Source organism: Candidatus Pelagibacter sp. uisw_091, from assembly GCF_059512525.1.
Genome location: NZ_CM183455.1, coordinates 173613 through 185957 on the forward strand (window position 1 = coordinate 173613; position 12345 = coordinate 185957).

Consider the following 12345-nt stretch of genomic DNA (forward strand, 5'->3'; position numbering starts at 1 on the left):
AATGATTTTAAGATACTTAATTATATTATTGATTTTATTACCCATTAAAGTTTTTGCAGTGATAGAAGTTGATATTACTAGGGGAAATTTGAATCCACTTCCCATTGCAATTTCTCCGCTATCCATAGATGAAAAATCAAAAATTAGTTTTAATAAAGTTTTAAAAAAAAAAATATAGGAGCAGAAATATCAAAAATTGTTGAAAATAATTTAAAACAGTCTGGTTTATTTAATCCTCTTAACAAAGATGCATTTTTGCAAAAACCAGATATAGCAAATTTAAAACCAAGATTTGAAGATTGGAATTTAATAAAAGCTCAGGCCCTTGTAACGGGCAAGGTCACATTTGTAGATGAAAATTTAAGAGTGGAATTTAGATTGTGGGATGTCTTGGCTGGAAAAGAAATAATGGCTTTAGTTTTTACAACAGTACCAAGCAACTGGAGAAGAGTAGGACATATAATAACAGATAAAGTTTATGAACGTTTAACTGGCGAAAAAGGTTATTTTGATACTAGAATAATTTATATCTCTGAAGAAGGCCCAAAAACTAATAGAATAAAAAAATTAGCAATTATGGATCAAGATGGTTTTAATAATAAATTTTTAACACTTGGTAATGAGCTAGTTTTAACTCCAAGATTTAGTCCAACCAATCAAATGGTTACATATCTTTCATATTTTAAAAATTTACCTAGAGTTTATTTATTAGATATCGAAACTGGAATGCAAGAAGTAGTTGGAGATTTTCCAGGTATGACATTTGCACCTAGGTTTTCTCCAGATGGTAAAAAAATTATAATGAGTTTTGCTAAAGATGGAAACTCAGACATATATACAATGGACCTTGAAAATAGAATTGTTGAAAAAATTACAAATCATCCTTCAATTGATACATCTCCCTCTTATTCTCCTGATGGAAAATATATAACCTTTAATTCTGATAGAAGTGGTTACCAACAAATCTATATAATGAGTAGTAAAGGAAAGAATGTAAAAAGAATTTCATTTGGAAATGGTTTGTATGCAACGCCTGTATGGTCTCCTAGAGGTGATTTAATTGCTTTTACCAAACTACATAAAGGTAAGTTTTATATTGGAGTTATGAGGACCGATGGAACTGGTGAAAGGCTACTAACTGAAAATTTTTATCAAGAAGCCCCTTCTTGGTCTCCAAATGGAAGAGTATTAATTTTTTATAGAGAAACAAAGACAAATTCTAAAGGTGAAGGTTTTTCATCTAAATTATGGTCTATTGACCTTACAGGATATAATGAAAAGATGATTCAAACTGAAACAGACGCTTCTGACCCATCATGGTCATCATTATTAAGCAATTAATTGTTAAATTTCTTGATTTTTTAACTTGAAACATCTAATTAGTTGTGAAAAAGTAAGAACATCAATTAAGATTTAAGGAGCAATAATGAACTTAAGAAAAATTTTAAAAAATGGATTTTTAGTACTAATAGCTAGTTTAGTATTAACAGCTTGTGCAACTCAAAAGAAAGCAAGTGTAGGACAAATGCAATCAGACGTTTATACAGGAACTGATTCAGTTGAATACTTAGCATCTGGCGTACCGGATAGAGTTTTCTTTGCAACAAATGAAATAGTTTTAACAACTGCTTCAAGAGAGACTTTAAGAAAACAAGCAACCTGGTTAAGAAAAAACTCAGATATCAACATTGTATTAGAAGGACATGCTGATGAGAGAGGTACTAGAGAGTATAACTTAGCATTAGGGGAAAGAAGAGCTAATTCAGCAAAGGATTATTTAATGACTTATGGAATTTCTTCAGACAGAATATCAGTTTTAAGTTATGGTAAGGAAAAACCTGTAGATTCAGGATCTAACCCATTAGCTTGGTCAAAAAACAGAAGATCAGTTTCAGTTAAAGCTAATTAGTATATTAAATTATAAAAGACCCTATACACTTATGTGCATAGGGTCTTTTTTTTGCCATTATTATAATTACTAATCAAAATATTATGTTTGATTGTAAAAAGTTAATTAAGTTTAAGTTAACAATTATCTTTATTTTTTTTTCTAATATTGCATTATCAGATAATCATAATTTGAATGAAATTTTAGAGTTAATTCAAAAAGATCTAAATACATTAGAAAAAGCTGTTTATTCTGGATCAGTAAATACAGAAAACTCGAATAATCAATTAAGTTTTGATGAAAACTCAGAGGATGTTTTAACAAGGCATTTATTAAAGTTATCAGAAGTAGAGGTTCAATTTCAAGAACTCACTAATAAATTTGAAGAGATAAATTTTAAACTAGATAAGTTATCCAATAGACTTTCCAAGGTTCAAGCTGACAATCAGCTAAGATTTGAAGATATTGAAAATATCCTATCTTCAGGAGAGGTTGGTCAAAAATTAACATCTAAAACAAAAAAACAGCTAGAAAAAAAATTACCTGGCTCATCACAACCACAAGACTTAGGTTCAATTTCATATAAAGATACAGAGACTAATGAAACTACACAAAAAATAAAATCAATAGAATCCACATCATCAATAGTAACCGAAACATTTGAGGCAGAACAAAACATACTACCTAATGATACTCCTAAAAAGCAATATGAGTTTGCAACTAGTTTTTTAAAAGTAGGCGATTATAGCATGGCAGAGAGGGCTTTTAGGGAATTTGTATTATCCAATTCAGAACACAAGCTTGCAGGAAATGCTCAATATTGGTACGCTGAAACATTCAGAATTAGACAACTTTATACTGATGCGGCTTCGGCTTATCTTGAGGGATACCAAAAATACCCAAAAGGTGAGAAGGCTCCTATAAATTTATTAAAACTTGGTGTATCAATGGTTCAAATAGGAGAGAAAGAGCAAGGTTGTAAAATGATTATGGGAGTTGAAAAACAATATCCTAAAGCAAATCAATCTGTGCTTCAAAAAGCAAAGTATGAATCAAAAAAATTTGAGTGCTCAAAACAAAACTCATAAACAAATTCTTAGCTTTCTCAAAAATCGAAAAATTTCTGAAGTTTATAGTGAATTCTCTTCCTCTTTAAATGCTAGGGAAAATTTAGCTGTAGCAGTTTCAGGTGGACCTGATAGTTTGGCATTAGCTTACTTGGCAAAATGCTATTCAATAAAAAATAAAGTAACAGTTAAATTCTTTTTAGTCGATCATAAGCTCAGAACTGAGTCGACAAAAGAATCTGCTTCTGTAAAAAAAATTTTACAAAAAATTGGCATTACATGCAAAGTATTAAGTTGGAAAGGTAAAAAACCTATTAGAAATATCCAATCTTTAGCAAGAGAGGCAAGATACTCTTTACTATCAAAAGAATGTAAGAAAAATAATATTAAGCACTTATTGTTAGGACATCATTCAAATGATTTATTTGAAAATTTTTTAATTAGAGTGGTTAGAGGAAGTGGTCTAAATGGACTGGTATCTTTTAACAAAAGTGTAAAATATAAAGATGAAAATCTAAATATTTTAAGACCATTACTCAACTTAGAAAAAAATGATTTAATTAATATTTCTAAAGTAGTATTTAAGTATTTTATTAAAGATCCATCTAATATTAATAAGATATATAAAAGAACAAGAATTAGAACTTTATTAGAATCCCTTGAAAAAGAGGGATTAGATTTAAAAAAATTAAGATTGACCATTGATAATTTAAGAGACTCGGACAAATCAATAAAATTTTATGTTGAAAAAAATTTAAAATATAACTCTGTACATATTAAAAAAAAAGACACTTATATTTTAAATTATAATTTTTTTGATCAATCTCATGAAGTTGTTTTCAGATCTTTGACGTTAATTATTCAAAAAGTAGGAAAAAAATATTATCCTGTTAGAGGAAAAAGTATTAATGAGTTGATTAACCGAATAACCCTTAAGACATTTTCAAAAATAACCTTAGGTGGCTGTTTTGTTGAAAGCGTTAATGAGACCATATTAATAACAAGAGAAAACCTTAATAAAGTTAAAGTTTTGTAACAATTTGACACTTGTTTAATTAATAATAATTATTATCTTATAAGTATGAATATGAAAAATTTAGCTATGTGGGCTGTAATTGTTTTTTTAACAATAGGCCTTTATAATATGTTTAAGAACCCTCAAGCTAATGTAGGCAAAGGTAACTCTATTATATTTTCAGAATTTTTATCAGAAGTTGATAATGGTGGAGTTGTAAAAGTAGATATTCAGGGAAGCAAAATTAGAGGGGTGTTAGCTAATGGAAATACTTTTTCTACTTATTCACCAAATTATCCAAATTTAATTGAGAAGTTGTCTGAAAAAGGCGTAAGTATATCAGCTGCTCCTTTAGAGGATAAGATGCCTTCTTTGTTTGGTGTTTTATTATCGTGGTTTCCAATGTTATTATTAATTGCTGTTTGGATTTTTTTTATGAGACAGATGCAAGGTGGAAAAGGTGGAGCCATGGGCTTTGGAAAATCTAAGGCAAAAATGATGAATGAGTTAAAAGGTAAAGTTACCTTTGATGATGTTGCTGGAGTAGAAGAGGCTAAAGAAGAAGTGGAAGAAGTTGTTCAATTTTTAAAAGATCCTAAAAAATTTAGTAGACTTGGTGGAAAAATACCAAGAGGATGTTTGTTAGTTGGTCAACCAGGAACAGGTAAGACTTTACTTGCTAGAGCTATAGCTGGAGAAGCAGGAGTTCCTTTCTTTACTATATCGGGATCAGATTTTGTTGAAATGTTTGTGGGTGTTGGAGCTTCAAGAGTTAGAGATATGTTTGAGCAAGGTAAAAAAAATTCACCCTGCATTATCTTTATAGATGAGATAGATGCTGTTGGAAGAAGTAGGGGTGCAGGCCTTGGAGGAGGTAACGATGAAAGAGAACAGACTTTAAACCAACTGTTAGTAGAAATGGATGGTTTTGAAACCAATGAAGGGGTAATAATTATTGCCGCAACAAACAGACCTGATGTATTAGATCCAGCCCTATTAAGACCAGGTAGATTTGATAGACAGGTAGTAGTTGGACTTCCAGATATTATAGGCAGAGAAAAAATATTAAAAGTGCATGTAAAAAAAATTAAAATGGCTCCTGATGTAAATTTAAGAACAGTTGCAAGAGGAACTCCTGGCTTTTCAGGTGCAGACCTTGCAAACATAGTTAATGAAGCAGCATTACTTGCTGCAAGAAAAAATAAAAGAATTGTTACTCTTGTTGAATTTGAAGATGCTAGAGATAAAGTAATGATGGGTTCAGAAAGAAGATCCATGGTTATGACTGAGGAGGAAAAAACTTTAACTGCTTACCATGAGGCAGGTCATGCAATAGTAACTATTAATGAAGATGCAGCTCATCCAATTCATAAAGCAACAATTATTCCAAGAGGTCGAGCCTTAGGAATGGTTATGCAGCTTCCTGAAAGAGATCAGTTATCTCAAACAAGAGAACAGCTTCATGCTCAATTAGCTATAGCTATGGGTGGAAGAGTAGCAGAAGAAATCATATTTGGTGAAGATAAAGTTACAACCGGTGCATCTAGTGATATTGAGCAAGCGACTCAAAGAGCAAGATCCATGGTAATGCAAGCAGGCCTTAGCAAAGAATTGGGACCAGTTGCTTATGGCTCAAATGAAGAAGAGGTATTTTTAGGTAGATCTGTTGCTAGAACTCAAAATATGTCTGAAGAAACTTCAAAAAAAGTAGACGCAGAAATTAGAAAAATTGTAGATAAAGGTTATGAAAGAGCAAGAAAAGTTCTAACTGAAAAAATTGACGATCTTCATAAATTAGCTAAAGCTCTTTTAACATATGAAACACTTTCAGGTGAAGAAATAGAAAACCTGATAAATAAAAATATATATCCAAGCAATAAAGAAGATTTAAAAGTTGAAGATGAAGATAAAGGCTCAGCTTTAAGTTCAATGGGTCTTAAGCCAAAAATAGTTCATTAAAATTGAATGAAAAAATATTACACAAGAGTGTGTAATTTTGCTTATGGTAAATCTTCGATAGAACTAATTAGAAAAAAAAAATCTCCCACTAAACGGTAATAAGAAAATTTCATTTGGACAAATTGAAATCCTTACACGAAGTTCAATCGAAGTAATTGACCTTAAGGATATAAAAAAATTACCTAAATTACTAAAAGAAAAAATTAATAAAGATATTAAGATTATTGTTAAAAAAAATAAAAATTTTTCCAGTTTAAATTTTAATAAAATTCCTAATATAATGGGTATATTAAATTTAACGCCAGATAGTTTTTCTGATGGTGGAAAGTTTAACAAAAAGAACACAGGAATATCTCATGCAAGTAATTTATTTAAATCTGGAGCAGACATTATTGATGTTGGTGGAGAGTCAACGAGACCTGGATCTAAACCTGTCAGTAAAAAAGAAGAATGGAATAGAATAAAAGAAACATTAAAAGATGTTAATAAAAAAATTCCACTATCATTAGATACAAGAAAATCAGAAATTATGAATAAAGGGATTCAGTTAGGAGTTAAGCTTATAAATGATGTATCGGGGCTAAGTTATGACTCTGAAACAGTTAGTGTATTGAAAAAAAATAAAACTCCATTTGTAATTCAACATTCACAAGGTACACCAGAAAAAATGCAAAAAAATCCTAAATATAAAAATGAACTATTAGATATTTATGATTTCTTTGAACGAAAGATTAAATTTTTAATATCCATAGGTATAAAACACAATAATATCATGATTGATCCAGGGATTGGTTTTGGAAAAAATTTGAAACATAATATGAATTTAATTAGGAGTGTTTCTATTTTTCATACTCTCGGTTTTCCTATATTACTTGGGCTTTCTAGAAAAAGATTTATTAAGGATTTATCTGGAAAAAATGATAGCAAGGGAAGGTTAGGTGGAACAGTAGCCTCTTCCATGTATGCAATAATGCAAGGAGTTCAAGTTCTAAGAATTCATGACGTGAATGAATTAAGACAAAGTATAAAAGTATTTAAAGAATTAATAAAAAACTGATGACAAAAAAATATTTTGGGACAGATGGAATAAGAGGTGCCGTTAACAGTAAAAATATTAATGGAGACATGTTTTTTAAATTTGGTCTTGCAACAGGTACTTATTTTAAAACTCAAAAAAAAAAGAAACAAATCGCAATAATTGCTAAAGATACCAGACTATCAGGATATAGTTTGGAACCTGCGCTAGTATCAGGACTTACGTCAGCAGGTATGCACGTTTATACATTAGGCCCACTTCCAACCAATGGCTTAGCAATGTTAACAAAGACCATGAAAGCTAACATGGGAATTATGATTACAGCATCTCATAACCCATATCATGACAATGGGTTAAAGTTATTTGGACCTGATGGTTTAAAACTTTCAAATAAGATTGAAAAAAAAATTGAAACTTTAATTGATCAAAAAATTGAAAAGTCTTTATCTAAGCCAAAAAAATTAGGTCGTGTAAAAAGGTTAGAAACTGCAAATAAAGATTATATAAAAATTTTAAAAAGTAATTTACCAAAAGATTTTAACCTTAGAGGTTTAAGAATAGTGATTGATTGTGCAAATGGGGCTGGATATAAGGCTGGGCCTGAATTGTTAAAATCTTTAGGTGCCAAAGTATTTTCGATTGGAATAAACCCCAATGGTCTTAATATTAATAAAAATTGTGGTTCTACTTTTCCAAATAAAATTAGGTTAGCAGTAAAAAAATATAAAGCACACATAGGAATTTCGCTTGATGGAGATGCTGACAGAATTATTATGTGTGATGAAAAAGGTACTGTAATTGATGGAGATCAAATAATTGCTGCAATAGCAATGAGATGGAAAAGAAAAAAAATGTTAAGAGGAGGTGTGGTTGGAACTTTAATGTCTAACTATGGACTAGAAAAATTTTTTAAACTACATAATATAAAATTCTTAAGATCAAATGTAGGAGACCGTTTTGTAAAAGAGAAAATGCAAAAAAATAATTTTAATTTAGGTGGTGAACAATCTGGGCATATTATCTTAGGTAAATTTGCAACTACTGGAGATGGCTTATTAGTCGCTTTAGAAGTTTTATTTTCACTAAGAAAAGGAAAAAAAGCTAGTAGTTTTTTTAATACCTTTAAGAAAACTCTACAAATATTGGAAAATATTGAAGTTAAAGATAAAAATATAATTAAAAATATTGATATCAAGGATTCTATAAAATTAGCAGAAAAATTAATTAAAGGACAGGGTAGAATATTAGTTAGAAGCTCAGGAACGGAATCTAAAATTAGAGTAATGGGAGAGAGTGATAATAGTAGATTGCTTCAAAAATGTTTGAAAATTGTGTTAAAAAAAATTAAATAAATTGAAACCAAAATCTAAAATATTAGTTATTGCAGGATCAGACTCATCTGGTGGTGCTGGCATTCAAGCTGACATTAAAACTATCACTGCTTTAGGTTCGTATGCAATGACAGCAATAACAGCTGTTACAATCCAAAATACAACAGGTGTAAAATCAATAGTGCCAATTGATCCAAAAGAAATTTCTAATCAAATAGAATTTACCTCAAAAGACATTAAACCTGATGCTGTAAAAATTGGAATGTTACATTCTACAAAAGTAATAAAATCAGTAATTCACTCACTAAACCTTATTAAAGTTAAAAAAATAATTTTAGATCCTGTTATGGTTGCTAAAGGTGGTGCAAAACTTATTGATGATAAAGCAATTCAATTATTAAAAAATGAACTAATTAAAAAAGTTAGTTTAATAACTCCCAATATTCCAGAAGCTGAAATATTAACTAAAACTAAAATAAGAACAAAAGAAGATATGATTTTTGCTGCCAGTATATTGATCAAATTAGGCGCAAAAAATGTTTTTATAAAAGGTGGTCATTTAGAATCTAATATTGTCCAAGATATTTTTGTAAATAAAAATGAAATTTTTATTATAAAAAATAAAAAAATTACAACTAGGAATACACATGGTACTGGTTGTACTCTTTCTTCTGCTATTTCTACATTCTTTTCATGTGGAAAAACCCTAAAGAGATCTTGTGAGCTTGCAACTAAGTATGTACACAATTCAATAAATTCAAACCTTAAATTTGGTAAAGGTCACGGACCTATCAACCATTTAAGTTCAGTAACAATAGAAAAAAAATTTAGATAATGAAAAATGTTGTAGTTGTTGGATCTCAGTGGGGTGACGAAGGAAAGGGTAAAATAGTTGATTGGTTATCTGACCAAGCAGATGTCGTTATCCGTTTTCAAGGAGGACACAATGCAGGACATACATTAGTAATTGATAGAATAACTTATAAACTAAGATTACTTCCTTCTGGAATTGTAAGAAAAAATAAAATTTCTATTATAGGAAATGGAGTTGTTGTTGACCCTTGGGCACTATTAGAGGAAATAGAAGAAATTAGATCTAAGGGTGTTGAGGTTAATGTGGATAATTTTATAATTTCAGAATCTGCAAATCTTATTTTGCCATTTCATAGAGAGATGGATGAAATAAGAGAAGATGCTGCTGGAAAAGGAAAAATTGGAACAACAAGAAGAGGAATTGGACCAGCCTATGAAGATAAAGTAGGAAGAAGATCAATCCGTGTTATGGATTTAAGATCTGAGACCAATCTAGATCACAGGTTAGAAACAGTACTTCTTCATCATAATGCAATTAGAAAAGGGTTGGGTAAAAAAATTTTTGAAAAAGATAAACTTAAAGAAGAACTTTTAAAGATTGCTCCAGAAATATTAAAGTTTTCTCAACCTGTTTGGCTTAGAATTGATGAATTTAAAAAACAAAAAAAAAGAATATTATTTGAAGGTGCGCAAGGAATACTACTTGATGTAGATCATGGAACGTACCCTTTTGTAACATCATCCAATACTGTTGCATCTGCCGCTGCTACAGGAACTGGTTGTGGTCCTAACTCCATTCATTATGTTCTTGGAATAACAAAAGCCTATACTACCAGAGTTGGTGAAGGACCTTTTCCAACTGAGTTAACAGATGATATTGGAGAATTGCTTGGTTCTAGAGGAAAGGAATTTGGTACTGTCACTAGTAGAAAAAGAAGATGTGGTTGGTTTGATGGTGTTTTGGTTAGACAAACAATTAAAATTTCAGGCATAGATGGAATAGCGTTAACTAAATTAGATGTGTTAGATGAATTAGATGAAATTAAAATGTGTGTTGAATATGAACTTGATGGAAAGAAAATGGATTATCTACCAGCTGCAGTTGAAGATCAACTAAAAATAAAACCAATTTATAAAACTTTCCCTGGCTGGAAAAGTCCCACTCAAGGGATCAAAAATATAGAGGCATTGCCAGAAAATGCAAAAAATTACATTTATGCTCTAGAAGATTTTATAGGCACAAAGGTTTCAAGCATTTCTACAAGTCCAGAACGTGAAGATACAATTCTTATAGAAAATCCGTTTGAAGTTTAGTTTAAGGGAAGTAAATTTTTTGATTTAGCAGATAAAAGCATATGTTTTTGAATTTTTTCAAAAGCTTTATTTTCTATTTGTCTAACCCTTTCTCTGCTGATTTTATATTTTTTACTTAAATCCTCTAAAGTAGTAGGTTCATCATTTAATCTTCTAGAGTAAAGAATCTCTCTTTCTCTATCATTAAGAATTTTTATAGAATCTTTTAATAGGCTTTGTCTTTGTATCATCTCTTCTTGATGTGCAAATTTAAGATCATGATCTAGTTCTTTATCAACTAACCAGTCTTGCCACTCATCACCATCCTCACCAATTTGTGCATTTAAAGAAAACTCTTTCCCAGAAAGTCGTCTATTCATTGAAATGACTTCATTCTCACTAACATCTAACTTATTAGCTATTTCATTTACATGCTCAGGCCTTAAATCACCTTCAGACTGAGGGGCAATTTGATTTTTAATCTTTTTTAAATTAAAAAATAACTTTTTTTGAGCAGTTGTTGTTCCTATTTTTACTAAACTCCAAGATCTCAATATGTATTCTTGAATAGAAGCTCTAATCCACCACATTGCATAAGTTGCTAGCCTAAAACCTTTTTCAGGTTCAAATTTTTTTACTGCTTGCATCAAGCCCACATTTCCCTCAGAAATCATTTCATTAACTGGCAGGCCATACCCTCTATAACCCATTGCAATTTTAGCAACTAGTCTAAGGTGGCTGGTTACAAGTTTTTCAGCAGCTTTAACGTTTCCTGTTGTTTTCCAATTCTTCGCTAGCATATATTCTTCTTCTGCTGCCAGCATTGGAAATTTTTTAATCTGCTCAAGATAAGCTGATAGTCCGCCTTCGTTTGAAAGCGATGGAAGATTACTGTTCATAGTAGTATTCATAAGTTGTATTTATTTAATTAACTATAATATTATTTCAAGGCTTTATTTGCCAGTATTTCTTAGCAATAATAGAATATTTTCAAGTTCTTGTGGCAAAATTGAGGTAAAAATCATCTCTTCATTAGTTTTTGGATGAATGAAACCTAGCATTTGAGCATGAAGAAATTGTCTATCCAATTTATAAATTAAGCTTTCTAGACTGGTGTCTATATTTTTAAGTTTTTTATATTTTTTTTTATATTTACCGTCTCCCATAATACTGTTGCCCATATGAGTCATATGAACTCTTATTTGGTGCGTTCTTCCCGTTTCCAATCTACACTCAACTAAACTTAATGTGGGAGTTTTATCATTTTCAAAAATTTCTATAGTCTTATAATTCGTTATTGCCCTTCTACCTTTGGAGCTACTAATCTCCATCATTTGTCTATTTTTTGAACTTCTTGTTATAAAAGTGTCAATTTTTCCAGATGATGGTCTGAGTTTTCCCCATATTAAAAGTTGATAAACCCTTGTAATTGTATGCTCACTAAATTGATGAGATAAATTTTCATGTGTTATATTATTTTTTGCAATTACTATTAATCCAGAGGTATCTTTATCTATTCTATGCACGATACCTGGTCTTAATTCATCTCCAATTGTAGATAATGAGTTTTTATTATAGTGTATTAAGGCATTAACAATCGTTTTATCATAATTACCAGCTCCAGGATGCATGATAATTCCAGCTGGTTTATTAATTACCAATAAATCATCATCTTCATAAATAATTTCTAATTTAAAATTATAAGGTTTTAAAGAAGCTTCTTTTGGTTCTGGAATATGAAGTTCGATTTTATCACCTGTGGAGATTTTTTTTGAAGGACTATTAATTATTGCATCATTTAATTTTAATTTTTCTTTTAGAATTAAATTTTTGATTCTAGTTCTGCTAATTAACTTCTCTCTTTTGTTAATGAATACATCAAGCCTGAGATTATTTTCACTTTCTTCAACTATTAAATTAATGTTTTTTTCCATAAAATGTAA

General features: G+C 30.1%; 10 protein-coding genes and 1 pseudogene. 9 read left to right on the forward strand and 2 right to left on the reverse strand.

What is annotated here, in order from left to right:
- Position 1: 1 nt before the first annotated feature.
- The 9 genes and pseudogenes from tolB (at position 2) to AC5YGA_RS00990 (ending at position 10423) form a co-directional block, all read left to right on the forward strand.
- Positions 2–1341: pseudogene (gene tolB / locus AC5YGA_RS00950) on the forward strand (Tol-Pal system beta propeller repeat protein TolB).
- Positions 1342–1426: 85 nt separating this feature from the next.
- A complete protein-coding gene (gene pal, locus AC5YGA_RS00955; RefSeq protein ID WP_415308721.1) occupies positions 1427–1909 on the forward strand; it encodes a peptidoglycan-associated lipoprotein Pal in 483 nt (160 codons plus the stop codon).
- A gap of 83 nt (positions 1910–1992) precedes the next feature.
- The gene (gene ybgF / locus AC5YGA_RS00960) at positions 1993–2976 is read left to right on the forward strand and encodes a tol-pal system protein YbgF (RefSeq protein ID WP_415308723.1); all 984 of its coding nucleotides are present in this window, start codon (positions 1993–1995) and stop codon (positions 2974–2976) included.
- Positions 2936–3991 (forward strand): tRNA lysidine(34) synthetase TilS, encoded by a 1056-nt coding sequence (tilS, locus tag AC5YGA_RS00965; RefSeq protein ID WP_415308725.1) that lies wholly within the window; start codon positions 2936–2938, stop codon positions 3989–3991. The genes ybgF and tilS overlap by 41 nt, the downstream gene beginning before the upstream one ends.
- A 51-nt stretch (positions 3992–4042) precedes the next feature.
- The gene (gene ftsH, locus AC5YGA_RS00970) at positions 4043–5929 is read left to right on the forward strand and encodes an ATP-dependent zinc metalloprotease FtsH (protein WP_415308727.1); all 1887 of its coding nucleotides are present in this window, start codon (positions 4043–4045) and stop codon (positions 5927–5929) included.
- A gap of 280 nt (positions 5930–6209) precedes the next feature.
- Positions 6210–6986: a dihydropteroate synthase gene (folP, locus tag AC5YGA_RS00975; RefSeq protein WP_496170010.1), complete on the forward strand. Its 777-nt coding sequence runs from the start codon at positions 6210–6212 to the stop codon at positions 6984–6986.
- Positions 6986–8317 carry a phosphoglucosamine mutase gene (gene glmM, locus AC5YGA_RS00980; RefSeq protein WP_415308731.1) on the forward strand — a complete coding sequence of 444 codons (1332 nt, stop codon included), beginning with the start codon at positions 6986–6988 and terminating at the stop codon, positions 8315–8317. The genes folP and glmM overlap by 1 nt, the downstream gene beginning before the upstream one ends.
- 1 nt (position 8318) lies before the next feature.
- Entirely contained in the window at positions 8319–9131 is an 813-nt protein-coding gene (gene thiD, locus AC5YGA_RS00985; RefSeq protein ID WP_415308733.1) for a bifunctional hydroxymethylpyrimidine kinase/phosphomethylpyrimidine kinase, read from the forward strand.
- On the forward strand, positions 9131–10423 hold the full coding sequence (locus AC5YGA_RS00990) for an adenylosuccinate synthase (protein ID WP_415308734.1): 1293 nt from the start codon (positions 9131–9133) through the stop codon (positions 10421–10423). The genes thiD and AC5YGA_RS00990 overlap by 1 nt, the downstream gene beginning before the upstream one ends.
- Here AC5YGA_RS00990 and rpoH read toward each other — a convergent pair.
- Both rpoH and AC5YGA_RS01000 read right to left on the reverse strand, forming a co-directional pair.
- A complete protein-coding gene (gene rpoH / locus AC5YGA_RS00995; protein ID WP_415309358.1) occupies positions 10420–11301 on the reverse strand; it encodes an RNA polymerase sigma factor RpoH in 882 nt (293 codons plus the stop codon). The genes AC5YGA_RS00990 and rpoH overlap by 4 nt on opposite strands.
- A gap of 54 nt (positions 11302–11355) precedes the next feature.
- Positions 11356–12336, reverse strand: coding sequence for an RluA family pseudouridine synthase (locus AC5YGA_RS01000; RefSeq protein ID WP_415308736.1), 981 nt, complete (start codon positions 12334–12336; stop codon positions 11356–11358).
- Positions 12337–12345 lie beyond the last annotated feature (9 nt).

What these genes read in the sequence shown, in the direction of transcription:
- rpoH (WP_415309358.1), bottom strand. Translation starts at nt 11,301, where the DNA reads ATGAACAGTAATCTTCCATCGCTTTCAAACGAAGGCGGACTATCAGCT.
- AC5YGA_RS01000 (WP_415308736.1), bottom strand. Translation starts at nt 12,336, where the DNA reads ATGGAAAAAAACATTAATTTAATAGTTGAAGAAAGTGAAAATAATCTC.
- tilS (WP_415308725.1), top strand. Translation starts at nt 2,936, where the DNA reads ATGAATCAAAAAAATTTGAGTGCTCAAAACAAAACTCATAAACAAATT.
- AC5YGA_RS00990 (WP_415308734.1), top strand. Translation starts at nt 9,131, where the DNA reads ATGAAAAATGTTGTAGTTGTTGGATCTCAGTGGGGTGACGAAGGAAAG.
- glmM (WP_415308731.1), top strand. Translation starts at nt 6,986, where the DNA reads ATGACAAAAAAATATTTTGGGACAGATGGAATAAGAGGTGCCGTTAAC.
- ybgF (WP_415308723.1), top strand. Translation starts at nt 1,993, where the DNA reads ATGTTTGATTGTAAAAAGTTAATTAAGTTTAAGTTAACAATTATCTTT.
- folP (WP_496170010.1), top strand. Translation starts at nt 6,210, where the DNA reads ATGGGTATATTAAATTTAACGCCAGATAGTTTTTCTGATGGTGGAAAG.
- pal (WP_415308721.1), top strand. Translation starts at nt 1,427, where the DNA reads ATGAACTTAAGAAAAATTTTAAAAAATGGATTTTTAGTACTAATAGCT.
- ftsH (WP_415308727.1), top strand. Translation starts at nt 4,043, where the DNA reads ATGAAAAATTTAGCTATGTGGGCTGTAATTGTTTTTTTAACAATAGGC.